Origin of the sequence: Marinobacter sp. MA (assembly GCF_048298425.1) — a bacterium.
In the GTDB taxonomy this organism is placed as follows: domain Bacteria; phylum Pseudomonadota; class Gammaproteobacteria; order Pseudomonadales; family Oleiphilaceae; genus Marinobacter; species Marinobacter salsuginis.
In genome coordinates, this window is record NZ_CP103058.1 from 518,558 (window position 1) to 544,033 (window position 25,476).

The window sequence follows — 25,476 nt, forward strand, 5'->3', positions numbered from 1 at the left end:
AGGAGCGCACATGCTGTTCAAAGTTGAAATGAAGGTCAATCTGCCCACCGATATGCCGACTGAGGTTGCTGGCGAGATCAAGGCCCGGGAAAAAGCCTACGCCCAAGGCCTTCAGGAAAAAGGCAAGTGGCGCCATCTGTGGCGTGTGGCGGGCAGCTACGCGAATGTCAGCATTTTCGACGTTGAGGACAACGCCGAGTTACAGGACCTGATCAGCAACCTTCCGCTGTTCCCTTATATGGACATCACCGTTGCGCCCCTTTGCCGCCATCCGTCCTCCATTCACGAGGACGATCGCTAAGCAAAATTTTTCACAAGATCCGGCCCCGTTCTGTGGTGAAAGGGGCTTCAAAGATGATGTTGCCAACTGATTGGGACGTCTTGAGCAACAACAACAAAAGACCGAGGAGACCAACAATGACTGTTAAAACCATGCAAACCGCCGAAGTGAAAGATCTTCTTGAAAAAGTTGCCGGCTTTGATCAGCAAGGCGGTGACGAGCGGATGAAAAAGATTGTCCACCGTGTAATGCACGACATTTTTCAGATCGTGGAAGATTTCGATGTCACGCCGGAGGAGTTTTGGAGCGCCGTCTATTACGTTGGCGAACTGGGTGCAAACGGCGAAGCCGCCCTGCTGGCCCCGGGCCTGGGCATGGACCGTTACCTGGATATCCGTCAGGACGCCGAGGACGAACAGGCCGGCTTGACCGGCGGCACGCCACGCACTATTGAAGGCCCGCTTTACGTGGCCGGTGCCCCAATCAGCGAAGGATTTGCTCGCATGGATGACGGCTCCGACAAAGACGCCGAGGTGATCCTGATCAAGGGCCAGGTTACCGACGAGAACGGCGCGCCGCTGGCCAATGCTATCGTGGATATCTGGCATGCTGATACCAAGGGCGCCTATTCCTACTTCGACCAGTCGCAGAGCGAGTACAACCTGCGCCGCCGCATCAAGACTGATTCTGAAGGTCGCTATGCTGCCCAGAGCATTATGCCGTCCGGTTACGGTTGCCCGCCTGAGGGTTCAACCCAGCAGCTGCTGAACCATCTGGGCCGTCACGGCCAGCGCCCGGCGCATATTCATTACTTCGTGTCCAAGCCTGGTTACAAGCACCTGACCACTCAGATCAACATCGCCGGTGACGAATACACCTACAGCGACTTTGCTTTTGCCACCCGTGAAGAGCTGGTGGTGGAAGCCAAGCGCGTAGACCAGTCCAAAGAAGGGACCAAGCACGGCGTCACAGGACCGATTACCGAAGTCGAGTTCAACGTCGCCCTGGTTGCTACTGACAAGCCCGAGCTCCAGGAACGCCACGCACGTCCGCGTGCCCTGGAAACCGACGCTGCGTAAGCGCCACCCAAGAACAAGACGGAGTGAACGACATGACCAGCAAGCTTGAAAAACTCGCCGAAAAGGTACGTGACGCGGTAATAGCCGATCCGAAAACCGGACGCTACCAGTGTGATCGCAGCATCTTCACCGATCAGGAACTGTTCGATCTGGAGATGAAGTATATTTTCGAGGGCAACTGGGTTTACCTAGCTCACGAGAGCCAGATCCCGGAGCCGGGTGACTACTTTACAGTAACTGTCGGTCGCCAGCCGGTGATCATCACTCGTACCAAGGATGGCGAGCTGAAAGCCATCCTCAACACTTGCTCGCATCGTGGTGCGACCCTGTGCCGTAAAAAACGGGGCAACAAGACCTCCTTTACTTGCCCGTTCCACGGCTGGACCTTCCGTAATGACGGTCAGCTGTTGAAGGCGAAAGACCAGAAAAAAGGCGGCTACCCAGAGCAGTTCAACACCGACGGCTCCCACGATCTGAAGCAAATGCCAAAGTTCGGCAACTACCGTGGCTTTCTGTTCGGCAGCCTCAATGCCGACGTGGTCTCTCTCGAAGAGTATCTGGGCGAGACAACCAAGATCATTGACAACATCGTGGATCAGTCCGAAGACGGCCTGGAAATCCTGCGCGGAAGCTCGACCTACACCTACGAGGGTAACTGGAAGTTGACCGCCGAGAACGGAGCAGATGGATATCACGTGGGCACCGTGCATTGGAACTACCTGTCCACCATGGGCCAGCGCAATTACGACAAAGGCGGCACTGAAGCGGTCGACGCCAAGAGCTGGTCTGCGGAAGGCGGTTTTTACTCCTTCGAGAACGGTCACATGATGCTGTGGACTCGACTGCTGAACCCAGAAGTGCGTCCGATCTTCAGCCAGCTGGAGCGCCTGAAGGAAACCTACGGAGAGGCTCGTGCGGACTCCATAGTAAGGACCACCAAGAACCTGTGTCTCTACCCGAACGTTTACTTGATGGATCAGTTCTCCACACAGATCCGCGTGACCCGGCCCATCGACGTCAACAAGACGGAAGTGACCATCTATGCCTTTGGTCCAAAGAACGAGCCGGCAGAGCTACGTGCCAAGCGTATCCGTCAATATGAAGACTTCTTCAATGTGACCGGCATGGGCACACCAGACGACCTGGAGGAATTCCGCGCCTGCCAGAACGGCTATGAAGCCCGCGACATGCGCTGGAACGACATGAGCCGTGGTGCAGCGCACTGGATCGACGGCCCCGATGAGCACGCCAACCAGATCGATATGAAGCCCATCATGAGTGGCGCGCGGCCCGACGACGAAGGGCTGTATGTTAATCACCACCAACATTGGCAGGAGGAAATGACCCGTGCCATCGAGGCGGAGCGGGCCCGTTTCATTCCAGTGACTTCAGAGGAGGCGTCGGCATGAGCCTGAGCTACCACGATATCGAGCAATTCATCATCCGCGAAGCCCGTTTTCTGGACGACCGCGAGTGGGACAAATGGCTGGCCTGCTATCACGAAGACGTCACTTACTGGATGCCGGCCTGGGACGATGACGATGAGCTGACCGAGGACCCGCAAAGCGAGATCTCGCTCATCTATTACCCCAACAAGGAAGGCCTGGAAGACCGGATCTATCGCATAAAGACTGAGCGTTCCGGTGCCAGCTCCATGCCGGAGCCGCGAACCACGCACTTCACCAGCAACTTGGAGATCCTGTCCCAGGATGAGAGTGAAGTGAAGCTGCGGTTCAACTGGCTGACCAAGGCGTACCGCTACAAGAAAACGGCGGAATTTTTCGGAACGTCCTTCTACACCCTGGACACTACTGGCGAGCAGCCGCTGATTCGGGAGAAGCGACTGGTTCTGAACAACGATTGCATCAATCAGGTGCTGGACGTTTATCACCTGTAATTGATGGGGAGAGCATCATCATGAGTTACAACATTGCGCTGAACTTTGAAGACGGCGTTACCCGTTTTGTGTCCTGCAACGAAGGCGAAACGGTTCTCGACGCCGCCTACCGTGCGCAGATCAATCTGCCCATGGACTGCTCCGATGGCGTTTGTGGCACCTGTAAGGGTGCCTGCCGTCAGGGCGACTTCGACATGGGTGAGGAATACATTGACGAAGCGCTGTCTGACGAGGAAGCCGAACAGGGCATGGTACTGACCTGCCAGATGGTGCCTTCCAGTGACTGTGTGGTGGAAGTGCCTGTCGCTTCCACCATGTGCAAAACGGGCAATGCCGAAGTCGGTGGTACCGTGGCGGAGGTGAACCTGATCTCGCCCACATCGATCGAACTGAAGATCACCGCGGACGATGACATTGCCTTCCTTCCTGGGCAGTACGTGAACATTCAGGTGCCGGGTTCTGAAGAGACGCGCGCTTATTCCTTCAGTTCCAAGCCAGGTAGCCGTGATCTGAGTTTCCTAATTCGCAATGTGCCAGGGGGGCTTATGAGCTCTTGGCTGGTGGGCAAGGCCCGCACTGGGGATAAGGTAACCCTAACCGGCCCCATGGGAAGTTTCTATCTGCGACCCATCGAGCGTCCGATACTGATGCTGGCAGGAGGCACTGGCCTAGCGCCCTTCCTATCCAAACTAGAGCATATGAAAGCCAATGGCTGCGACTTACCAACACATCTGATTTACGGCGTCACTAATGATGATGATTTGGTGTACCTCGATATCCTGGACCGTTTTACCGAGGAGTTGGCCAATTTTACATACGTCACTGTGGTTTCTGGAGAAGAGAGCGACCATCCGAGGAAAGGATATGTTACCCAGCATATGGATGACGCTCCCCTAAATGAGGGGGATGTCGATGTCTACTTGTGTGGTCCCCCTCCCATGGTTGATTCGGTGCTCGGATTTTTCCGAGAAAAGGGCTTGAAACCGAATTCGTTTCATTATGAAAAGTTCGCTCCTAGCGCTCCTGCAGAAAAGGAGAAGGTCGCATGACATCTCGCTTCACCGATAAGGTAATGGTGATCACTGGAGCCGCCCAAGGAATAGGTAAGCGTGTAGCCGAGCTGGCGGCCGCAGAAGGCGCTCGCCTGCTTCTCGTAGACATTGCGGACTATATTCACGGCGTCGCTGCAGAGTTGCGTGATGAGGGAGCTGATGCTGTTGCTGTTCAGGCCAACCTTGAAACTTGGGCAGGGGCCGAGAAAGTAATGGCGGAGGCGCATCAGCACTTTCAGCGTATCGATATTCTCATTAATAATGTCGGTGGCACTATCTGGGCTCAGCCGTTCGAGCACTACACGCCGGAACAGATTGAAAAGGAAATTCAGCGTTCGCTTTTTACGACTCTATGGTGTTGCCGCGCAGTTTTACCTTACATGCTTGAGCAAAATGAAGGAGTGATTGTCAACGTCTCCTCCATAGCAACGCGTGCTTTAATGCGGGTTCCGTACGGTGCAGCCAAAGGAGGGGTTAACGCTTTGACTGTGAACATGGCGTATGAATATGCGCCACACAATATCCGAGTAAATGCCGCAGCGGCGGGCGGTACAGAAGCGCCACCGAGACTGACGCCTCGAAATGCGGAAGAACAGAGTAAGCAGGAAAAGGCGTGGTATCAAACCCTGATTGATCAGACCATAGGGAACAGCTTCATGCATCGATACGGAACTTTGGATGAACAGGCTGAGCCAATTCTTTTCCTGGCATCTGATGCTGCCAGCTACATTACGGGAACAGTGGTCCCAGTTGCTGGGGGCGATCTAGGGTAAGTTCTGTAGGAAATGCGACCCCAGGGTAGACAGTCAGTCATGCCCTCTTTGGCCCCGGCGTTTAACCGCTCGGGGCCCTTTTTCATGACCTGAATCTACAATAATCAATAACGGATTCACACTTATGCAAAAACTTCTAAAAGACCTTTCCCTGCCGGCAGTCGTGGCGGGCTTCTTAGCGGTTCTCGTATCATATTCGGGCCCCTTAGCCATCTTTTTCCAAGCTGGAGCCAGCGCTGGAATCTCGTCCGATATGATGACCTCATGGGTTTGGGCTATTTCTGTGGGAGCCGGCATATCAGGGATCGCGTTATCGATTTGGCTTAGAGCTCCTATCGTGACCGCTTGGTCTGCACCGGGCACCGCGTTGCTGGTTACACTGTTCCCCGAGTTGTCTCTAAACGAGGCAATAGGCGCTTATATTAGCGCGGCGATTATGATCTTTATTATTGGTATTTCAGGTACCTTTGACACATTTGTCAGAGCGATTCCGAAGGGCATTGCTGCTGGGATGATGGCGGGTATTCTTTTTCAGTTTGGTGTGGGTGCTTTCACCGCAATAGAAACCACTCCCGCTTTGGCCATCGGAATGCTTGTTTCCTATGTTGTGTTTCGTCGCCTTTTTCCCAAATATACCCTGGTTCTCTTGTTAATTTCAGGGGTGGTACTTGCGGTCGCTCTGGAAGGTGCCTCCTTGTCAGGCGTTCGCTGGAGCGTTGCGGTGCCTCAGATCATTCAGCCAGAGTGGACATTAAGTTCAACCCTTAGTTTTGCCATTCCGCTTGTCTTGGTGAGTTTAACTGGACAATTTCTGCCCGGCATGGCGATCCTCCAAAGTGCAGGCTACCCGGTTAAGGCAAAGCCCATTATCGGAATAACAAGCCTGGTTTCACTCCCAATGGCTTTTTTCGGCGGAATCACTACTGTGGTAGCTGCTATTACCGCTGCCATCTGCACAGGTAAAGACGCCCATGAAGATCCGTCTCGTAGATACATCGCGGGGGTGTTCAATGGTGTTTTCTATCTGGTGGGAGGTTTGTTCGCCGGTACCATCGTTAGTCTATTTACATCACTTCCAGCGGCATTTGTAGCTGTGCTTGCCGGGCTTGCTCTCCTTGGAGCGATTGCAGGTAATCTATTCTCCGCCTTAGAGGAGCCTAGTCACCGCGAAGCGTCATTGATTACCTTTGTTGTTACAGCTTCGGGCATGTCTCTATTTGGACTCTCATCAGCTTTCTGGGGTGTTGTCATTGGTTACTTCTGTTATTTGGTTCTGAATGGTAGCGGCGGTCGCAAACGCTCCACTTGAAGTATTGGTCAACCAATCGCTCAGAAGATTTCAAGTCTACCCTCGTCTGTAACGTGCAGAATGCCCCGGTGACTGCGTAAGCTCATTGACGGTTATAAAAGCCCAGTAGAGCGCCACCGAGTTCGTTTTTACTCTGGACGAGAACTGCTACGAAATCGCCCCTTCGGCCCACTTGCGCAGGAGGTTTCGGATTTTTTGACAGCCCTGTTTCGTTCCCATCAGCGAGATTGGGGGGTGATTACCGAGTGCCCGAACAGAAGATGATAACCACCTATCAGCGGCAACTGTGTCGCCTTCAAATAGATCAACAGCCTCCTGATAAGTGAGTTCACGAAGTTCGGCAATGTTAGGTTCTCTATTCATAGTAGAAGCTCCAGCATTTGTTTCCGTGTCAGTCTTTCATAACTTTCCACGGCTGCAAGCAAAAGATGGTGTAGACCGAGCGAAGCTTCGCCAGTCTGATCTGCCTTGTAACCATCCCCTAAAATCGGAACACGGGTAATTAAGGGTTTTCGTTTCGCAGTAAGACGATTCCAGAATGGCCTTGAGGCTTTTCAGTTTCGACCATTGTCAGACAGATGTTGGCTCCAAATTGAGGGCCAGCATCTGTCGACAAAGTTCACTACCCCCCCCCTCTCAGATAACGGTTAGGTCGTCGGTAAACTAAAAGTTCTTTGTTTCTGACTGGTGCTCGCCAGCGTCTCGCTCATCGTGCTCTTGCAGCAGCATGTACATTTTTGCCCCGAATTCGACGGGCCTCAGCATTGGCAAGTGATCGTTGACTCCAACGATGCCTTCCAACACGGCCTGCTTGGCGAGTTCGTGCATGAGTCGCTCCTGATATTCAACAACTTCATCGTGTTTGTTTTCGGCTTCTTGGAGCTCTGCCTGATACTTATCAACAGCCTCACTCAGCCACTCGATTCTCAACCAAGCCGACTCGACGACCGAATGCATCTCGATAATTTCCCAGAGTTTTTCTTTCAAATTCATAATCTTCCTCGTGTGTGTTTTGAACATCACAGCCAGAGTAAAGAGGAATCACAATCTTGCGGTTCGTCTAATTGCACGAAAAATCGAATTAGACTGGAAATTGGCCTTTTTGCAGAAAAAAACATCTACACACCATCAGTGGATCGGTGATAGCCCCTTGTTTGAGCCGGTTTTTCCTGACCACAAGCATTACAGAAATGGAATCGGGATCATGTAGGTCTTGACGCCATGCTCCAGCCAGCCGATCAATGCCGGGAGCTTTTCTAAACCTTTCTCGGTGCTCACCAATCCCTGTAGTACTCCGTGACCAAGCCTTCGCCGAGCCGTTCAATCCATTACATGGGTGCTGTTTCTTCGCCTGCGAGCAGTGGTGTCGCTTCTCGGACAGCCGGTTTTCGCATTTCTTGGTTGATGCAAGGCTGTTGGAAAAGACAGTTACCGTTTTTTTAAAAAAAACAGAGTAAACGCATTTTTCGGTCAATTAGACAAAACAACGGTCGCTCATAGGTCGTCACAATAACTCTCATCACGTTTGAGGAGAGCAGCATGGCTGACCACATCTATACACTGAAAACGATCTCGCCTAAGGACCTTGAGGAATCCCCCGTATTGAGGGCTACTCACTTTCTTGAACAATTTGCAGCGCTACCTTTCCGGGCAAGCGCTCTGGATGAGCTGCCCGAGCCAGCAATCCTGGACTATCTGCACCGACACCCTGCGGTGGTCGAAGAGAGAAAGAAAAAGAAGAAAAAGAACGAAGAAAAAAAGGGAAAAGAAACGGGGAAAAAAACCGAGTACGTTTCATATTACATCGTAACGGGCAATCTGCGATCCGCGGCTTTGATCTCTTGTTTGAATTCTGAGACTCCGATTCCTGTCCTTGTTGAGAGCCCCCCAATCCCCACCGACATTTTGCTCACCGAAGTTATAGAGCGTGAGCTTCTGAATTTGTCCCTGATGGCAATGCAGACAGGGGGCTATTCAAAAGCTATCTCCTCTCTATTTCTCTTAATAAAGAAGCATGGCTCTGCGAGTTCGAGCTTCCCCACAAAGTCTCGCTTATCCCTGATCTCTGGCGTGAATCGCAGAGAGATTTGAGCAAGGAATCTCCGATTATTTTTCAAAAGTTAGGGAGTGAATGATGTCTCCGAGTAGTGCACTTGAGCAACTTATTCAGCCACCGGATACACGCGCCCAGATCCAGACGGTCGCTACGGCTTTTTTGCCAGTTGCGGGTCGGATGTTGTCGCTTCTAGAAAAAAAGAATCATCCTAGTATGGATGACCTGGGCAAGACATTGCCGGGAATCATCGAACTGTGTCGAGACATTATCGATGGTGTTTATGTTGACGAATTTTGGCATCCGACCTCTGACGAAAGGCCAAAAATCACTCCGTATCCTGTCTATGCCGCATTGTTGAAAATTGGAGACCAGATCTCTTTAAACAGCGAGCAAGCGTCGATTCTGGCTCATGTGTTTATCGCTATCTGGAGCGGGGTTCCCGAGGCGCCTGACGGGAAAGTTCCGCTCTCGAATCTGCAAAAAGTTTTTTTGGAGTTCCGGCGAGCTCATCTTTGGATGGATAGCCTTGAGAGAGTTGACACCTCGGAGCCTGCAAATTGCTATACCACGCTGGACCAATTGGAACAGCGACTAAGGGAGCGTGGTGACCTGCGAGCCAAGCATTTGTCGCCTATCCGTCGACTACTAGGACTGTCGTTACAAAAAGAGTCCCTAATTGAGCGGAGTGTTCGAGCTGAGACTGAAGACTTAACTGTTACAGATGAGTACGAGAATCCGGCCGGCAGCGGCCTTGAGATGGAGCGAATTCAGATTGATGTTGAGGAGAGTGATGAGACAGATTCCGCTGGGGTGATTGAGGCACTCACTTTCCCTCTTCGGACCAGTGTTGATCAGGACAAACTATTCCAAACAGCAGAGCGAAATGCGCTCCCATCAGATGACCTTGTTCACCGGCCCATAGTTGCTACAAGCCACGGCCTCTCAAAGCATCGAAAGCCTTGGGTTGGGCAAAATGGGGTTGCTAGAGACCGCGCAAAGTCCGATCAGCTTCGACGTTCTAATCAAACGCTGACAAACCGTTGGGAGCGGCCGACGGAGTACGAACTCTATGTTTACTGGAACGCGGTAACTGAGCCCGATGATGCCGATCTTTCAGCTGCTTTGGCCCTCCTTTTGGTCCTTTTGACAGGGCGAGAGCTAGATTTGGTTCTGGAGACGCAACTGAAATCCCGGCTGGGTGATTTGCCGGAACGTGGAGAAAACGGGCGAATATACATTTGCTATGAGTCTGCAGTTTGGCAAAGCGCCGCCCCGCAACCGGTACGGAAGACTCAGCTTGACGCAGAACTGCGGCATCAGTTGGTTCAGACCGTGCCGTCGGTGCGGATGCCCATTGTAGGTCCTCTCTGGAACTTGCTGGAACGTCATGTTGGCTCTGATCCCCGTGGCTGGCGTGGCGCGCTTTTTAAGAACCACGAAAAAGAGGGTGTTGCGGAACGAGCGTCTGACTTGTTTGATCGGATCAAAAAAGAAAGCGACGTCAGGCTGACCCTCAGGCGGGTTCAAAGGGCGTTGTTCCACCGTTTGTCTGACGGTGCCGGTGACATGGTTGCGTCAATTCTCATTGCCGGTGACCACGATGACATCAGCAGACATGCTGGAATCCACTACTACTGTGCCTATGAATCAGATCTGCAAGAACGTTACTTGCAGGCTATTTCACAGCTGATGCCCGAATCTCGTAATACTTTGCACCCGGTAGCATTGGTGCAGTCTGATCGGCGTATCGGGTCCCCCTATTGTCCAACGCCGGACGTTTTGAGGCAGCTGGCGACGGATTTGAAAACGCATTTCCAGGTAACGTTGCGTCAGCCAATCGGGAAATCGACGCTTCCCGATATTCATAATGCATATACGGTTTACACGGTCCTGCTGCTTTTCTTATGCACTGGGTACCGAAGCGTTCAGGCGCCTCTATCCCGGATTACCGATGTAGATCTAAATCGCAGGTGTGCCGTGATCGCGGACAAGGAAGCCGACTTTTGGAGCCACTCGCGTATTGCGCCATTGACCGAAAATTTCTTGAGCCACTGGCACTATTATCTGAGCCATCGGCGTCATGTGATGCGGATGGTCGAGACGTATCTAGGCGAGCCGGTCCCGGACCATACCCTCTTCTTTCTTTCAACGCCGAATAGGCGAATGGCCAAGCCGGTCGCTGTGACGCCTGATCAGATCGATGAGCACCTGTCGTCGTTTTCAAGTTTGCCGCTAAACGTCGGGCGCCACCTCCTACGTAGTGAGCTTTTACATCGAAGAATTCCACCAGCGTTGATTGATGCCTTGATGGGACACTGGGTGGCTGGGCGAGAGCCGATGGGGAAGTATTCGACCTTGTCTCCAGTTGAGTACAAGGAGTTTCTGGTGCCAGTGCTGGAGGAGATCCAAGTGGAGCTTGGTTGGACGCCGGTTAGGGGGCTGGGCTGATGGGCGAGACTGAGGCGAAAAATGAAAATCTTCACGGTGATGAGCTGCGTGAGAAAAAGCGCCACCAAATCGCAAAATCCGAACGTGATGCCGTGGACCGCATTCTCGACCAATCGTTTTCAAGGCTGGTGACCGGAGACGTTCCTGAACCGGTCCCTGAGGGGTTGGTAGCTTTTATCTTCGAGACCGCCTGTGCCGGAGTCACGGGGAACGCACTACGTATCCGTCACAATCACCTGGTGAGGCGTCTCGATGAGATAGCCGGGGAACATGGCTTCGAAATTCCGAACCGAGACCTAATGATAGTTGTCCGGATGGATACGCCACCGATGACCCCGCGCAGCTTTGCGCATAAATCGGTTTACGAGGTGATTGAAGCAGACTTCTGGAATAGCCTTCGGAGCGACGGGGTGAAAGGCTCGCGGCGGTTGACGCACGACGCCGGCCGACTTGTGTATTCCATGATTTGGTTTGGAGGTCTGCACTCCCAAAAATTTCTCAAGACCATCTGCGGCGCCATCACCAGTGGACTTCAAACCGCTAAGAGGTCCCGAGGAGACAAGCAACTTTATTGGTTGGAGAGTACCGAAAGCTCGGAAGGCTCCCGTTGGTTTCCTGATCCTGTCACGCTAATGCTCCTGCATCGGTTCAATCGCGAGCACGGTTTAAAGGCGTTTCCTGCCAATGCGCCGTCGCTCTTGGCAGGGTTTGTTTCACGAATTTCCTTTAGGAAGAGCGCAGTCTCTGCGGACCGTAATTTTGTCCGTAGTCTGATGGATGCAGCCTCGACCGTGGCATCACTGGACATCATGGGGTGTGCTGGCTTTGTACAGAGCGCAGCAAGTGTTTCCGTCTCTATGGGGCCTAGCTCGTGGGTTAGATTGATTACTGGTCTGGTTCCACCGAGGGTGCGTTACAACACGCCAACATCGCCCTCGGAACTGACTGTTAATAAGCCTTCTTGTCCCCTGTATGGCCCGAAAAACGGAAACGCCAAAGACGCGATCGCGTCAATACTTCGGGCCCTGGCGCTAGATGAGCGTAAAAAGAGCGCATCTGTAAAAAGTGCGAGCTATAAAGCGCTCAGGGGTATTGCTGAGTCATCTACTGTGTCACCAATTGTCAGGGTCGTTGCTTCATGGTGTGCCCTCTCTAGACTGTCTGTAACAGCGAGTACTATTCGACGGTACCTCTCCGAATTTGCTGAACCACTCATCGCTGAAATGATTGCTGAAGAGGATCTGAATGACCTAGATGAGGATGATTGGGAAGATCTTTACGCAGAGCTTTTAAAAGCCAGCTCGTCGATCCAACAGCAAGCATACCGTTCTGGGGTTCTCAGACGATTTCATCATTACCTGGTTACGCAACACGGTTTGCCAGATACGTATATTGAGGGGGTGAGCAGCAACGGTCAGGTCGATGCAGAGATATTAACGCCTGCGGAGTTCGGGCGAACACTGTCTATGCTTGAGGATGAGCCAGACCGAAGGCTATCTGAAACAAGGAAAACTGCACTGATACTGGGCTACCGGTGTGGCTTACGACGAGGGGAAATACGACGGTTACTTCTCCGGGATTTGCAGGGGTTGTATGAGCCAGCCTTGGCATTTCCGAGTTTAATTGTTAGGGGGAATAAGTTTGGCGCCACAAAGACCGCCAACGCCAATCGAGTATTGCCGTTGTGGGCCCTACTAACCGATTCTGAGCTGGATTTGGTCAGGTGTTGGTATCGTCGGCGAGTTTTGGAGCAGCCTTCGATAAAGCGTAACCAATTGGTGTTTAGCGAGTTGCACCAGCCAGATTCTTTGATGCCTGCTAGAACGTTGATTGATCCGATTCAGGATGCCATGAGATCCGCCTCGGGGACTCCGATTTTGCGCTTCCATCACCTAAGGCATTCCTGTGCCACTTTTAGTGCACTTCGGTTGATGGAATCGTGTCCCGGTGAGATTTTTCCGGTTGAATGGGCCTGCAGTGATGATGGAGCTGTCATCATGCCTCACTGGGGAGAGGACTGGTATGCGGTTTTGTGTGGGGAAGATCGTTATGTGCCTGCGTTCGAAAAGCTCCAGTACCTGACCGTCATGATGGGCCATGCGTCCCCTGGACAAACGATTCGAACTTACACCCACCTATTAGACTACGCAGTGGGTCTAATGCGCTGGTCGGTACCGATGGGCACCTTGTCGAATGTGTGCCAGGCCGAGCTACTGGGTTTCACTGATGATAATTTGCAGCAGTTTCGTAAACGGCGGGGTCTAAGTAAGAACAAGGATTCTGCGCCAGCTCAACTGGCCGCTGTTCTGTGCCGCTTTAAAAAAGGCGGAGAGGTCGCGCTAGACAAGTCGTTTACCAGTTTTGAGATGTCAGGGTCAGCTAGTAAGGCAGTGCCTGAGAACTCTCAGGTGCCAGCGTCGGCTCTGTTGGTTTACCGAGCGCTCGATCATATCTCTCAGCTCATAAAAAACGGCGCAACGTTGGAAAAGGCGATTGCCGGGACCGCAACCTTGTTTGGACCGTCTGAGGCCTGTTTAGCCCGCTGCTATAGACGTGGCGAATGGTTGATGGACCAGCGCGCACGGAATTTTAAAGAAGAGCACGCCGGTCAGCGCAACGCATTTTCTTTGAGCGAGAGACCTGATGTTGACAGCGTTGCTCACCGAAATGGGGAGGGCGGAGTAGACAACCCTGTCCAGCGCACTTGTCCGGCACCACCCAAGTTGAGAGCATGCCATTCGACCGTCGAGTTGATGTATCACAGCTTGGTGCAGCTTGCCGTCATAGACTCCGAACGCTTCGTGGCTCTTGTAGAGAACGTTGTCGAGGCGATACAGAGAAGTCATACGCAAATAAAATTTACTTCGACCGAGGGGAAAGTGCTGTATCTCAGATTTCTGGAGCTTACAGGCTTTTTACCGCTCGCGTGGGTGGATGTACGTGCACCTGAAAATGATCCTGGTAAACAGCAAATGATGGAGTATTGGAGTAAGGAGCTATCAATGCCGACATCTCGTATTCGGATTCGTTGGGATGACCCTGCGGGCCCCAGAAATGCAATGGGTGTCGCGCAAATAGAAGTCGATCCGCCGCGTAAAGGGTTTGGTGAGCGGCCGCGCCAGCATTACATGCCCGCTCTTCGATTTGTGGCATTCGTAGCGCTGATCGCATTCGCTGGACGAGTGTATGTTGATGACGAAATGCAGAAGTAAAGGGCCATCCATGGCCACTGAATGTAGTCCTTTTTAAGGCGAGATGAGGTTTGAAGCTTGAGCCAAGTGAGTTGAAGCTGTATGCATAAGCTCTGGCTGGAGTTGCGCGGCAAGCAGGTGGGATGACTGCACAACCATTACCGTTGGATCGGGTTGTGTATGGCTTCCGATGCGGTACATCGAGGCGATAATAAACTGAATGGTTCGTGCCGCCTCAGGCAGTTCTTGCGCTAGTCGTTTTAGGTCTTCCGCCAACAAGCCCAGCCCCTTCAAAACGACCTTCAGGTAATCGACTGGTTTAGAGTCAGATAACTCAATCCGGCCCACCCCATGTAGAAGTCCCGCAATAGCAGCGAGCCAGCGTTCCGCCTCGTTATAACCGCGGCATGCATCGAACGAACGTATGGCTACATCAAGGCCGTGTCTTGCCAGGCTTCCCGGCTGTTGGAAACTGGCTTCTTGCATCGCGCCATTCAAGAAGGGAAGTCCAACTGATGGTCGCCCCAACACTCGTCGAACAAAATCAGCCAGTGGTTGAACCGGGCATGATTCGAGAAACAGTTCAATATCGACCGCCAGATCAGGGCAGGCCAGTTGTGACTCAGGCAGATGCAGCAGTGAATCAGGCGTGTCCATCAGAATTACGGTGTCTGAGCGCGATACTGCATTCCCCGACTTGCCCTCCCAGAGCACCAACTGAACAGCACAGTCCGGGATTTTTGTGAGCTGGAGGTCCGGGTGGGGTTGGAACATCACGATCCGGTATTGCTCAAAAGAATTTTCGATGATCAGTTCTAGCACCGGCAGGGCCTCCCCGTTTGGTATCTCCGTCAGATTGGTAATGGTGCCAACGAAAATCTCGGGTTCAGATTGCCACTCGGTATTCACGATAATGCTCATGCGAAGAGCTCCTGTGCAGAGGTGAGGACGCGTTCCAGGCTATTTAGCAAGGCAGGAAGCGGATCCTGCAGGTTTTCGTCGTCCATCAACCAAAGCTCATTTTCCACCCAATTAGTAAGTGCAGCGAGATTGGAGCTTTCGTCACCTTCGCCAAGCACGGCGACAAGGTGATTTCCGTCCGGAATTTGCATCGAAAATGCGAGTGCGCTTGCCAAACGATTTGCGAAAGACTTTCGGCTGATAGAAAACGGTTGGGAATGGTTCATGAGTCACCTTCCTTCTTGGAATCAGTTTTAGCGTTGAATTCGTTGATGAGCAGACGCTCGATGGCGGAGCCATCGCGACGGGTCAGGTTTGGTACATACCGTGAGTAAACCCGGAACAACATTTCCGTGGTGGTGTGGCCCATCTGCCTGGCAATCCACTCAGGATTCTCACCGGCCGCGAGCCACAGCGTGGCTGCGGTGTGACGGGTCTGGTATGGCCGGCGTTTGCGTAGTCCTAGGTGCCTAAGCAGTGGATACCAAACTCTTTTCGTGACGTTGTTATGAGTCAGCGGCCCGCCGGTCCGTGTACAGAAAACGAAGCTTTTCTTTCCAGTCGCTTTTTGCTGGTCTTTCAGAGCATCGTAGACCAGCTGAGACATCTCGATAGTTCGGAAGGAACCGTCGTTTTTGGTGTACTCCATTCGGCCATCGACCAAAGACTGGCGGATCAAGATTTGGCGACGCGTGAAATCCACGTAGTCCCATTGGAGCCCGTCGATTTCTCCCGTGCGCATTCCGGTGAAAAATCGAACCGCGTAGTAATTTTGGAAGTCTGAGCGGACCGTGTTGATGATCTGCCTTACCTCATCAATAGTGAAAGGCTCTACATCAGTGCGCGGGACCTTCAGCGATTTAATCCCATGGTAGGGTGAGCTAAACTCATACCGGTTGGCTGCTTCACTGAGGATCATGCGCAAAGGCGTCATGATTCTGTTGATCCTACTGGCTGAAAGATGTTTTCCGCTCCGGGTTGTAACTTTGGCGAGTGAGGCCCGGAAATCGAGAATGTCTTTCTTGGTGATGCGGCCAACCTCTTGTTCCCCAAAATGGGGATTGAGGTAATTGTTCAGTGTTCCCATCACCGTCTCGATATGTGACTGGCGCCATTGAATCTTCATTTCGCCGAGCCAGTCCTTTGAGAAGGCTTTGAACAGCGGCGTGTCATGGGCCTGTCGAACCCTCTGAACCTCCGCTTGTTTCGTGAACTTTGCTGCTCTGGGACTGTTCGGGAAATGCCGGTGGTACTCGAATGTACCCAGCGTGATTTCGGCCTCGATTCGTTTGAGGATGGCTTCGAGTTTTTTGCGGTTGGCTGGCGTGTTGTCCAAAGTTGTCTGTTCTCGGCAGCGTTTGCCTGCATACCGGAAATCAAAAAAGAGTTTGCCAGTCTCCGTGCGCTCTACAATTTTACCCACGGCACATTCCTCCTCCGGCCATTGGCACGGCAAAGGCATGATTTGCGGAGTGGCCGAGCATGTCCTGCTCAATAACGTCCCATATGTAGAGAATCTTCCGCCCACCAAAAGGGCGGATGTAATGAATGCCCTCAAGCAGAACAGAGTCTTTGAGGCGTTCGCGAATGGTTCGGGCATCATATTTAATGCGCCCCGCCAGTTCTTCGGTGGTGAGATATACCTGTGACATAAGGTGGCTCCTTTGCTATCTTTGATCGCTGGAGGGCAAAAGGTTTCTTTAGTGATCAATATGTCCTCCTGTAGATCATTATGCACTCATTAAGACCTACTGCAAGTCTTTTTGATCTCCTGCGGGTTATTTTGTTCTTTGGTGGGCCAAATGGTTAAGTGCCATCTATCCAGGTTGATGGGCGAGAAGAAGCTGAAAATCGTTGATGTGGCGAGAGAGACCGGTGTAAATCGAGGAACGATTACCCGGCTATATCATGAGACCGCCAGTAGGGTGGATCTTGATGCTGTAGACGCTCTGTGTCGGTTTCTGGAGTGTGATGTTGGTGATTTGTTCGAGTTTGTGGACAAGCAGTAAGCAAAGTTCTGGCGAGGAGCAGTTTGGGCAATGGCCATACCCGATTTTCAATCAGTCATGCGTCCGGTTCTACTTGCCGTTGGTGATGGAGAGGCTAGGCCCTTAGCAGATGTTCGCGAGGCAGTGAAGGACTTTTTTCAGCTTTCAGATGCAGAGCGAAAAGAGCGACTGCCATCCGGTCATCAAACAGTGATCAACAACAGGGCTGGCTGGGCAAGGACTTACCTCAACAAGGCCGGACTTCTGACGATTCCGCAGCGGGGTATGGTGCAAATCACCGAGCGTGGGCTGGATGCGATTCAGAATGGTCCTGATCGGATCAGTGTTGCCTGGCTAAAGCAGTTCTCTGAGTTCCATGACTTCCATACGCAAAAGCCAAAGCCAGTTTCCAATAGCTCAGAAGAGGAAGTGAGCGAAGTTGACGAGATAACTCCGGATGAACAGCTAGCATCTGCCCACCAGTCTCTGATGGAAAACCTGGCGGATGATGTCTTGGAGAGCACCCGCAAGGCTTCCCCCTCTTTTTTCGAAAAGCTCGTTGTAGATCTGATGATTTCCATGGGGTATGGCGGCTCCCGGCGGGAAGCGGGGCAGGCCACACAAACGACCAATGACGATGGGATTGATGGAATCATCAAGGAAGACAAGCTAGGCCTGGATACCATATACCTGCAAGCTAAGCGATGGACCAACACAGTTCATCGCCCCGAGATCGATAAATTTATCGGCGCATTAACCCGACAGCGCGCGCGGAAAGGGGTGTTTCTTACAACGTCGGACTTCTCTGCCGGGGCCCGTGAGGCCATCGCAGGTTTGGATATGAAAGTCGTTTTGATCGACGGCCGGGAACTGGCTCAATTAATGATCGAGAATAACCTAGGGGTCAACGTCAAAGAAGTTTATGAGGTTAAGCAAGTTGATACCGATTACTTCATAGAAGAATGACAGCGCTTCATCTGAGATTGTTCGATGGCAGAGTCTGTCGCAGCTCAATATTTATGCTCGCGTTCGTCGCGATATCTTATCTGACTCATATACGGAGTTTCTTTAGGGTGAAATGTAGCCGTATTGCTACGCTGGCTTCTAGTTTCTCATTATCTGGCATGGAAAATCGCTCTGTGTCGCGTCTGCTGATTGACAAACAAATATCTGGGGTGAAGTTCTAAATTATGAAGGTCCGTTTCTGGAAACAAGATGACTGTGCTCTAGGCGAGGTAAAATATACAGATTTCAATGAGGTGCTGATTCCATATCATGATGAGAATGCCGCTGAGACGTTCATCATTAAGAGCTTCAGTGGCGACGGTAACATATCGTGGAAAGTTGAAGGTATTCAATTCACTGAGTCTGAAATCGATATTAGTCTTGCAGAGGTAAAGCACACCGATTCAATAGGATTGATGGCGTCAAAGGGTAGCTCATCTCCTAATAAAATAGTTACTCGCTTTAACATAGTTGAAGTTGATTTTGGGCACAAAGTATCTGCGATCGATTCACAAGGACAGCTGGGTCAAAGCGTTTTATGCTCAGCCTCTCACCTTCCTAGCGAATTGTACAAAAAACGGCCATGTATTGTTCTATCGGTGAACGGTGACCGAATTCAAGTCATGCCTTTGACCACCTCCCCGAATTCTGGTGACCCAGAAAGTATGGAAATATCAAAAGAATCCTTTGCAAAATTGCACGCTAAATACACCGAGAGAACGTGTCGAACTCTTCCTCGCATGATTCAGACAGTATCTTCATATCGGGTTTATCCCCCAATGCTTAAAGGCAATTCGTTTCCTGTTACTTGTTTCGCCTTTAAGCTTTGTTCCGATGATAAGGCTGAGATGAAGCTCCGGCTCGCAAGGCACTATGGGAGCGACGTAGTGGCTGACTTCGAAGCTTTAAAACAGTCTCATAGCCAGCTAAAGCATGAGCGTGGCGCCCTCTTGACGACAAAAGAGGATCTCAGAGATGCAAAGAAAGGCCTGGAGGATCGAATGACTCGACTTCTAGAAATAATAGGGGAGGTCTCGAAACAGTATGGGTTGGAGGGCGATCCTGAGGATGCCCTGAAAGCTCTCTTGGATTGAGTGGTAAGATGTTGACAGTAGGGAGTCGTTCACATAGTATTCTCTACATGGCGGTGCCAAGGTCGTATCAGCCCACCACCGCGACTAGTAGGAGGCATATGCTGTTTAGCTTGTGCTGAGCACTAATGATACAACGTAAAGTAAAAAAACCGACCTCTTGGTCGGTTTTTTTTTGGCATAAAGCGGCCGAGTGATTGGAGTCAGGCCAGCTCTGGCCTGAGAGGATAAAATCATACCGTAGCCTAAAGGTTTGAGATTGATGGGCGACAGCCAAACTACCGCCCAAGTAGCATAGTGAAATTAGCTATTTAACTAGCCTCAAACTAGGCTTGGATCTGTCAGAAAAATTGGTTGGCGAATTGCCACTCAAGGCATTCAACATCAGGCCAAATGTAAGCTCATCCAGTTCTTCCGGTTCAATCAATAGTTCTCTGGCAACGTCAATTTTCGAGATGCCATCCTCGCGCAGGCTGGCAAAAACCTTCTTGAGCACCTGCGATGTTTCGAATGGTGATGGCTCGGGCTCGTGATCCCGGCCTAATTTAGCCAAGTCAATACACAGTGTTCGATAGGTCCAGTCCGATGTTAAATTGAGTGAGTGAAGCCGGTAGTTAAGGGCCGCGGCAGAGACGTTCCAGTATTTTTTATGGGAGATAAGGCTCTTTAGCGTCACTGTTCTTGGGGCATTTGCCAGCACACTTCTCCTGGGCATTAAAAACGCTGATGCAAAAGAGTTAGCTTCCTTCTCTGCTTCTTGACCTTGCGGTGCGCCGTGTCGGTGCATTACCAAATGGCCCAATTCGTGTGCGGCATCAAACCGGCATCGTTCCGCTGTTTTCTTTGTGTTGAGAAATACAAAAGGAATATCGCCATACCACATGGAGAAGGCATCGACCTCTCTAGCATCAACTGATAGAGAAAATACACGAACGCCCTTGGATTCAAGTAAAGCGATCATGCTTTTAATTGGAAGCTCGCCTAGATCCCAGTATCGACGCAACATTTCGGCTGCGGATTCAGGATCATTTTTCTGCCCGAGGCCTGGATATTGGTCACCCTCAGACGATCTTTGGCCGGCATCAATTTTTAAATCTACATTTGACGCAATTCTGTAATCCTCAGGAAATTCAGGTGAAGGCAAATCAAACTTGCCTTCAATCCAGCGGTTCAAGAGAAGTGCCACAGCACCCGCCGATAAAGCAATATCCCTTTTAGAGGCCGTCATCTTGGTCAGCGCACGAAAGCTTGCCACCTCAACGGGGAGCTCTTCTACGTCATCAGCAAAGAAAAATTCGACCGGAAACCTGAGTGCATTCGCGATCTTGTCGACTGTGTGGTTTTCAGGCACGGTCTGCCCACTCTCATAAGCAGTGATTGACCGATCAGTCACACTAACTTCCTTAGCCAAGGCCCGCTTTGTAAGGCCTCTGCGCTTTCTCGCGAGGGCAAAACGAGTATTGTTGAACATGCTATGCCTTTTTCTTAATTGGTACTTCTATATCGGGCAAGTCAGGAAGATCGATTTCGACCGAATCATCATCTAACGGCATACTCGGCAGAACAATCCGTTCCTTCCAGCCATTGATTTTTCCGCCGGAAATGCTAGATGGAAGGGAAAGTTCACAGCGTACTTCGTTGGCAGCCAAATGCATCAAAAGTACCCAAGTCGTGAGCCCTTGGTTTTCCTCTATCGCTTGCAACAACTCACTGAACATATCCAACTGATTGTTGGCTTCAATCGCTTCAGCAGTATTAATTCCCTTTGGACACTTATTTGAAGGCGTCGGCCCGACCATACCGGTTGCATCATCTCCGGTGGTGACAACGATAGCCAAGCCGTTTTCGTCGTTCACCGTGAGCTCATAGTTGCCTTTATCTGATTTCCTCCACCCCTCAGGCCTTAGCTGTTCCCGTAATACGGCAACGGTTTCTGCCCACATGATGATCCCGCGAGAGATACTCGGATGATTGGCCGTAGTGCGAGATCTTGCCAGGTATCCCTGCCAGACGGATTCTCTAAGGACAGGTAACTGAATCCCAAGTTGGGACAGTCGATCTACAGCATTCTCTTCAGTGTGTAAAAGGTTGTGCATGAGGTTGCCTCCGGGGCGGAACTCTAGTCTTCCTGTTTTTATACCTCAAATGAGGTTAAAAAACAAGAAGAGTAATGGCGTGATGGAACTGTCCGCGTGCCAGAGCCCGAAGATTTCGTTGAGGGGACATCGAAGATCTGGCGTCGAATTGAGCATCGCCAGAGAAATTCTCGCCGGTCTACCAAAGGCGTAGGACAAGCATTTACATCGAGGGCTATGGCAGCTCTATAGGGGGCCTACCAGAGGGACTTTTTCTGGTCGTTTTCTGTGTCCAAGTTGGGAGCCTTCGGCTTCTGTGCAAAGGTCAGTTATTTCAGACTGAGAAAAACGTCTCAAAAGCCGTGGACACACCATGGACACAATTTGGACACAGGCTCAGATTTATGTGCCAAATAGTAAAATTTCACAAGCGGGGCAAAAGTCACTGCCTAGTTGGAAGTTTATTCAGAAGTAATTTGCGAGGTAAAGGAGTGTTCAGACAATTCAGGTTTGTAACTTTCTGAATTTGCGATGAAATGGCCCGCCCGAGAGGATTCGAACCTCTGACCTCCGCCTCCGGAGGGCGGCGCTCTATCCAGCTGAGCTACGGGCGGTTATCAACAAAGTTGGCATATTTGACCGTTACCTTCGGTTCCGGATTTTTTCTCTGACCCTTGCCTCCGGAGGGCAACGCTCTATCCAGCTGAGCTACGGGCGGAACGAAAGCCGGCAGCGGTGTGCCGATTTCGAGTGCGCAATCTTACGTGCGAAGCGGGTCGCTGTCCAGCCCCTGCGGGCAAGTCCCAACGTCAGCTTTGGATGAGTCGCTGCTCCGGGGTGATTGTCACCAGATTGCTGTCGTTGCTGAAGGTGACTTCGCCGTCCTGAATGGTTACCTGGAAGCTCATGGAGCGGTTGGCGAGCTTGGCCAGGGCTTCGGTGCTGTCGCCGGGCAGGTGAAAGATGGTGAGGTTGTCGAATCGTTCCAGCTTGCCGTGGTGCTTGTCCCACCAGACGGGGAAAGCCCGATCGCCATAGGTGTACAGGATCACTTTACCGGCGCGGTTACAGGCCTTTCTCAGTCGATCCTCTTCTGGCAGCCCCAGCTCAATCCACACTTCAATCTCGCCGGTCAGGTCTTTCTGCCAAAGCTCGGGTTCGTCATCGGTGCTCAGCCCCTTGGTGAATTCCAGGGTCTCGCTGGCGTTCAGGGCAAAGGCGAGCAGCCGGATCATCATTCGCTGGTCGGTTTCTGACGGATGTTGGGCCACAGTCAGATGATGATCCGCGTAGTAGTGACGGTCCATGTCGGCAATGTTGAGCGTCGCCTTGTGGATGGTTGCTTTGAGCGCCATGGGCTTCCTGCATTGGTATCTATGTGGTGGTTTGGGCTAGTGTAATGCAATTCTTTCCCGGGTGAGTGTAAGCGCATGCCGATGTTGCGTGGTTTTCTGGTTCTGGTGCTGTTTTTTATTCTTGGCGAGTCTGTGCGCCTGCTTCTGGCGTTGCCGGTGAGTGGCGGCGTGCTGGGTATGGTGGTCATTACGTTTACCCTGATGGTTAAAGGCAGTGTCAGTGATGATCTGGCCCGGGCCAGCCAGGGCCTGATTTCGGTGCTTGTACTCCTGATCATGCCGGGGGTTGTGGGGGTGTTTTTCACGGCGGACCAGTTCTCGGGCCAGTGGCTGGCGGTTGCGGCGGCGCTGTTGGTGGGCACCTTCCTGAGTGTTCTGACGACTTTGCTGTTAATGAAGGCTGTGACCGCCAGGGGAGTGAGCGATCGTGAGTGAATTTTTTGCCCGCTTCCAGGCGTTACCGGACACGCTTGCCGCCACTCCAATCCTGGCGATCGGTTTGACGCTTGGTGCCTTCTTCGCCGGCAACTGGCTGTTTTCCCGCATCGGGCGGCCCCTGTGGTTGCCGCCGGTGGTTCTGTCGGCGTGTCTGCTGTCTGGCGTTATCGCCGCTCTGGCGGTGGACTACCAGGACTACCAGCAAGGCGCGCGCTGGCTGACGGTATTGCTGGGGCCGGCCACCGTGGCGTTGGGGATTCCGCTTTACCAACAGATGCACCATATCCGTGCCATGTGGCGCCCGATTGTGGTCACTCTGCCGATTGCCGCCACCATGGCGGCGGTTTACGCCGTCGTGATTGGCTGGGCTCTGGGGGCCACGCCGGAGGTGCTGGCGTCCCTGGCGCCCAAGTCGGTAACAGCACCCATCGCCATTGGAATAACGGAGCAATTGGGCGGTTCCGTGCCCCTCATGATGGGCGGGCTTCTGATTACCGGTGTGGTGGCAACCCTCTTCGTTGACCTGCTTGCGCGGCTTTTGCCGGTTAAAGACGAGCGTATCCTCGGGTTTGCCCTGGGTTTGAATGGTCATGCGATTGGCACGGCGCGGGCGTTTGAAATCAGTCACGCCGCCGGTGCCTTTGCCTCGCTCGGGATGGGGCTCACTGGCGTGTTTACGGCCCTGATCCTGCCTCTGGTTTTCCGGCTGTAAGTCTGCGCCAAATCAGGTCATTCACCTGGCGTATAGCCCCTTGTCGTAATTTCGATTGCCCTAAGTGTTTTCCGAGACTAGCTTGTTGGCCAGGCATTCGGCGCCGTTCTGCGCCGATGTTCCGTGAAAATTCCTAAAACAGCGACGGAAAACGCGATGAAAAAACTGATTGCAGCATTTGTCGGTTCCATGGCCCTGGCATCGGCACCGGTAGCCCTCTCTGCCGAGGCGACCAAGGAACTGAAGATGGCGTACGACGCCGACCCCGTGACCCTCGATATTCATGAGCAGCTGTCTGGCGGCATCCTTCAACTGTCCCATATGACCTTCGATCCGCTGCTGCGCTGGACCAAGGATCTTGGCTTTGAGCCGCGACTGGCAGAGAGCTGGGAGCGGATTGACGAAAACACCATGCGCTTCAAACTGCGTGAGGGCGTTAAGTTCCATTCCGGCAACGAGCTGACGACCGCCGATGTGAAGTTCACCTTCGATCGCCTGAAGCAGAGCCAGGATTTCAAGGCCATCTTCAAGCCTTTCAGCAGCATTAACATCATCGATGATCACACCTTCGAGCTGGTGACCAGCGAGCCGTATCCGCTGCTGCTGAATACCGCCACCTATATTTTCCCGTTCGACAGCGAGTTCTACACCGGCCAGACCGAAGACGGCAAGGACAAGAGTGCCATCCTCAAGCATGGCAACTCCTTCGCGTCCGAGAATCTGTCGGGTACCGGTCCGTATACCGTGACTGAGCGCAAGCAGGGTGTGCGCGTCGAGTTCGAACGCTTTGACGACTACTGGGATACCGAGTCTCCGGGTAACGTCGGCAAGATCGTGCTGACTCCGATCAAGGAGAACAACACCCGCGTTTCTGCCCTGCTGTCTGGTGGCGTCGACTTCATCGCGCCGGTTCCGCCCAATGATCTGGAGCGTATCCGCAACGACAAGAACGCCAACCTGGTCACTATGAGCGGTACCCGCATCATCCTGTTCCACATGAACCAGGAGCGTGTGGAAGCCTTCAAGAACCCGAAGGTTCGCCAGGCAATCGCCTATGCGGTCAATCAGGAAGGCATTGCAGCCAAGATCATGAAGGGTTTCGCAACCCCGGCCGCCCAGATGTCCCCAGAAGGCTACCAGGGTTATAACGAGTCCCTGAAACCGCGTTTTGATGTGGCCAAGGCCCAGCAACTGATGAAGGAAGCCGGTTATGAGGATGGCTTCACCATCACCATGATGGCGCCGAACAACCGCTACGTGAACGACGACAAGATCGCCCAGGCAGTGGCCGCCATGCTGGCGCGCATCAACATCAAGGTGGACCTGAAAACCCTGCCGAAGGCCCAGTACTGGCCGGAGTACGACAACCGTGCGGCGGACATGATGATGATCGGCTGGCATGCGGATACCGAGGACTCCGCCAACTTCTACGAGTTCCTGACCTTCTGCCCGGATGCCGACAGCGGCGCTGGCCAGTACAACGCCGGCAACTACTGCAACCCGGAAATCGACGCCCTGGTACAGAAGGCCAACGTCGAGACCGACCTGGACAAGCGCGCGGCCATGTTGCAGGAAGTGGAGCAGCGTCTGTATGACGACGCCGCCTTCGTTCCGCTGCACTGGCAGGACCTGGCCTGGGCCTCGAAGAAGAACGTGAAGATTGAGCCGGTGCTCAACGTCATGAACTTCCCGTACCTGGGTGACCTGGTTATCGAGTAATCGCCTTTAACGGCAGGCCGGTGCTGGAGTGATCCGGTGCCGGCCTTT

General features: G+C 52.4%; 25 protein-coding genes and 1 tRNA gene. 16 read left to right on the forward strand and 10 right to left on the reverse strand.

Annotated features, from left to right (window positions below; all coding sequences use genetic code 11):
* Positions 1–10 precede the first annotated feature (10 nt).
* From catC to NUW46_RS02350, 7 genes are all read left to right on the forward strand, one after another.
* Positions 11–301 (forward strand): muconolactone Delta-isomerase, encoded by a 291-nt coding sequence (gene catC / locus NUW46_RS02320; protein ID WP_053114064.1) that lies wholly within the window; start codon positions 11–13, stop codon positions 299–301.
* Positions 302–417: 116 nt separating this feature from the next.
* On the forward strand, positions 418–1,359 hold the full coding sequence (gene catA, locus NUW46_RS02325) for a catechol 1,2-dioxygenase (protein WP_053114066.1): 942 nt from the start codon (positions 418–420) through the stop codon (positions 1,357–1,359).
* Positions 1,360–1,391: 32 nt separating this feature from the next.
* A complete protein-coding gene (locus NUW46_RS02330) occupies positions 1,392–2,768 on the forward strand; it encodes a Rieske 2Fe-2S domain-containing protein (protein ID WP_053114068.1) in 1,377 nt (458 codons plus the stop codon).
* Complete coding sequence (benB, locus tag NUW46_RS02335; protein ID WP_418141301.1) at positions 2,765–3,256, forward strand: benzoate 1,2-dioxygenase small subunit; 492 nt, start codon at positions 2,765–2,767, stop codon at positions 3,254–3,256. The genes NUW46_RS02330 and benB overlap by 4 nt, the downstream gene beginning before the upstream one ends.
* A gap of 20 nt (positions 3,257–3,276) precedes the next feature.
* Positions 3,277–4,305, forward strand: coding sequence for a benzoate 1,2-dioxygenase electron transfer component BenC (gene benC / locus NUW46_RS02340; protein WP_053114072.1), 1,029 nt, complete (start codon positions 3,277–3,279; stop codon positions 4,303–4,305).
* Complete coding sequence (gene benD / locus NUW46_RS02345; RefSeq protein ID WP_053114074.1) at positions 4,302–5,081, forward strand: benzoate diol dehydrogenase BenD; 780 nt, start codon at positions 4,302–4,304, stop codon at positions 5,079–5,081. Before benC ends, benD begins: the two co-directional genes overlap by 4 nt.
* A gap of 124 nt (positions 5,082–5,205) precedes the next feature.
* The gene (locus NUW46_RS02350) at positions 5,206–6,390 is read left to right on the forward strand and encodes a benzoate/H(+) symporter BenE family transporter (RefSeq protein WP_053114076.1); all 1,185 of its coding nucleotides are present in this window, start codon (positions 5,206–5,208) and stop codon (positions 6,388–6,390) included.
* A 147-nt stretch (positions 6,391–6,537) separates the two neighbouring features.
* Here the strand turns inward: NUW46_RS02350 and NUW46_RS02355 are convergent, their stop codons facing one another.
* Complete coding sequence (locus NUW46_RS02355; RefSeq protein ID WP_053114078.1) at positions 6,538–6,753, reverse strand: MbcA/ParS/Xre antitoxin family protein; 216 nt, start codon at positions 6,751–6,753, stop codon at positions 6,538–6,540.
* Positions 6,754–7,053: 300 nt separating this feature from the next.
* Entirely contained in the window at positions 7,054–7,383 is a 330-nt protein-coding gene (locus NUW46_RS02360) for a hypothetical protein (protein WP_094182558.1), read from the reverse strand.
* Positions 7,384–7,929: 546 nt separating this feature from the next.
* On the opposite strand from NUW46_RS02360, the gene NUW46_RS02365 reads away from it, so the two are divergent.
* The 3 genes from NUW46_RS02365 to NUW46_RS02375 all read left to right on the forward strand — a co-directional run bounded on the left by NUW46_RS02365 (position 7,930) and on the right by NUW46_RS02375 (position 14,106).
* The gene (locus NUW46_RS02365; protein ID WP_053114081.1) at positions 7,930–8,481 is read left to right on the forward strand and encodes a hypothetical protein; all 552 of its coding nucleotides are present in this window, start codon (positions 7,930–7,932) and stop codon (positions 8,479–8,481) included.
* Between the two features lie 178 nt (positions 8,482–8,659).
* Positions 8,660–10,894: a hypothetical protein gene (locus tag NUW46_RS02370; protein WP_418141302.1), complete on the forward strand. Its 2,235-nt coding sequence runs from the start codon at positions 8,660–8,662 to the stop codon at positions 10,892–10,894.
* Positions 10,894–14,106, forward strand: a complete 3,213-nt coding sequence (locus NUW46_RS02375) for a hypothetical protein (protein ID WP_418141303.1) — start codon at positions 10,894–10,896, stop codon at positions 14,104–14,106. The genes NUW46_RS02370 and NUW46_RS02375 overlap by 1 nt, the downstream gene beginning before the upstream one ends.
* Before the next feature lie 33 nt (positions 14,107–14,139).
* Here the strand turns inward: NUW46_RS02375 and NUW46_RS02380 are convergent, their stop codons facing one another.
* Genes NUW46_RS02380 through NUW46_RS02395 form a run of 4 tightly spaced genes read right to left on the reverse strand, consistent with a single transcriptional unit; the run spans position 14,140 to position 16,697 of the window.
* A complete protein-coding gene (locus NUW46_RS02380; RefSeq protein ID WP_053114088.1) occupies positions 14,140–15,006 on the reverse strand; it encodes a hypothetical protein in 867 nt (288 codons plus the stop codon).
* Positions 15,003–15,272 (reverse strand): hypothetical protein, encoded by a 270-nt coding sequence (locus NUW46_RS02385; RefSeq protein ID WP_053114090.1) that lies wholly within the window; start codon positions 15,270–15,272, stop codon positions 15,003–15,005. Before NUW46_RS02385 ends, NUW46_RS02380 begins: the two co-directional genes overlap by 4 nt.
* Positions 15,269–16,468, reverse strand: coding sequence for a tyrosine-type recombinase/integrase (locus tag NUW46_RS02390; protein WP_418141304.1), 1,200 nt, complete (start codon positions 16,466–16,468; stop codon positions 15,269–15,271). The genes NUW46_RS02385 and NUW46_RS02390 overlap by 4 nt, the downstream gene beginning before the upstream one ends.
* Positions 16,461–16,697, reverse strand: coding sequence for a hypothetical protein (locus tag NUW46_RS02395; RefSeq protein WP_053114095.1), 237 nt, complete (start codon positions 16,695–16,697; stop codon positions 16,461–16,463). Before NUW46_RS02395 ends, NUW46_RS02390 begins: the two co-directional genes overlap by 8 nt.
* A gap of 150 nt (positions 16,698–16,847) precedes the next feature.
* Between NUW46_RS02395 and NUW46_RS02400 the strand changes: the two genes are divergently transcribed.
* The 3 genes from NUW46_RS02400 to NUW46_RS02410 all read left to right on the forward strand — a co-directional run bounded on the left by NUW46_RS02400 (position 16,848) and on the right by NUW46_RS02410 (position 19,132).
* On the forward strand, positions 16,848–17,054 hold the full coding sequence (locus tag NUW46_RS02400) for a helix-turn-helix domain-containing protein (protein WP_053114097.1): 207 nt from the start codon (positions 16,848–16,850) through the stop codon (positions 17,052–17,054).
* 30 nt (positions 17,055–17,084) lie between these two features.
* On the forward strand, positions 17,085–17,999 hold the full coding sequence (locus tag NUW46_RS02405) for a restriction endonuclease (protein WP_053114099.1): 915 nt from the start codon (positions 17,085–17,087) through the stop codon (positions 17,997–17,999).
* Positions 18,000–18,223: 224 nt separating this feature from the next.
* Positions 18,224–19,132 carry a type II toxin-antitoxin system PemK/MazF family toxin gene (locus NUW46_RS02410; RefSeq protein ID WP_053114101.1) on the forward strand — a complete coding sequence of 303 codons (909 nt, stop codon included), beginning with the start codon at positions 18,224–18,226 and terminating at the stop codon, positions 19,130–19,132.
* Positions 19,133–19,436: 304 nt separating this feature from the next.
* Here NUW46_RS02410 and NUW46_RS02415 read toward each other — a convergent pair whose 3' ends face one another.
* The 4 genes from NUW46_RS02415 to NUW46_RS02430 form a co-directional block, all read right to left on the reverse strand.
* Positions 19,437–20,600: a helix-turn-helix domain-containing protein gene (locus NUW46_RS02415; RefSeq protein WP_053114103.1), complete on the reverse strand. Its 1,164-nt coding sequence runs from the start codon at positions 20,598–20,600 to the stop codon at positions 19,437–19,439.
* A gap of 1 nt (position 20,601) precedes the next feature.
* A complete protein-coding gene (locus tag NUW46_RS02420; RefSeq protein WP_053114105.1) occupies positions 20,602–21,225 on the reverse strand; it encodes a hypothetical protein in 624 nt (207 codons plus the stop codon).
* Positions 21,226–21,741: 516 nt separating this feature from the next.
* Positions 21,742–21,818 (reverse strand) — tRNA-Arg (locus NUW46_RS02425).
* A gap of 195 nt (positions 21,819–22,013) precedes the next feature.
* Entirely contained in the window at positions 22,014–22,559 is a 546-nt protein-coding gene (locus tag NUW46_RS02430) for a YaeQ family protein (protein WP_069184694.1), read from the reverse strand.
* Positions 22,560–22,634: 75 nt separating this feature from the next.
* Between NUW46_RS02430 and NUW46_RS02435 the strand changes: the two genes are divergently transcribed.
* The 3 genes from NUW46_RS02435 (at position 22,635) to NUW46_RS02445 (ending at position 25,428) form a co-directional block, all read left to right on the forward strand.
* A complete protein-coding gene (locus NUW46_RS02435; RefSeq protein ID WP_209399080.1) occupies positions 22,635–22,994 on the forward strand; it encodes a CidA/LrgA family protein in 360 nt (119 codons plus the stop codon).
* Positions 22,984–23,709 (forward strand): LrgB family protein, encoded by a 726-nt coding sequence (locus tag NUW46_RS02440; RefSeq protein ID WP_136630869.1) that lies wholly within the window; start codon positions 22,984–22,986, stop codon positions 23,707–23,709. Before NUW46_RS02435 ends, NUW46_RS02440 begins: the two co-directional genes overlap by 11 nt.
* A 156-nt stretch (positions 23,710–23,865) precedes the next feature.
* Positions 23,866–25,428 carry an ABC transporter substrate-binding protein gene (locus NUW46_RS02445; protein WP_418141305.1) on the forward strand — a complete coding sequence of 521 codons (1,563 nt, stop codon included), beginning with the start codon at positions 23,866–23,868 and terminating at the stop codon, positions 25,426–25,428.
* Positions 25,429–25,476: the final 48 nt, after the last annotated feature.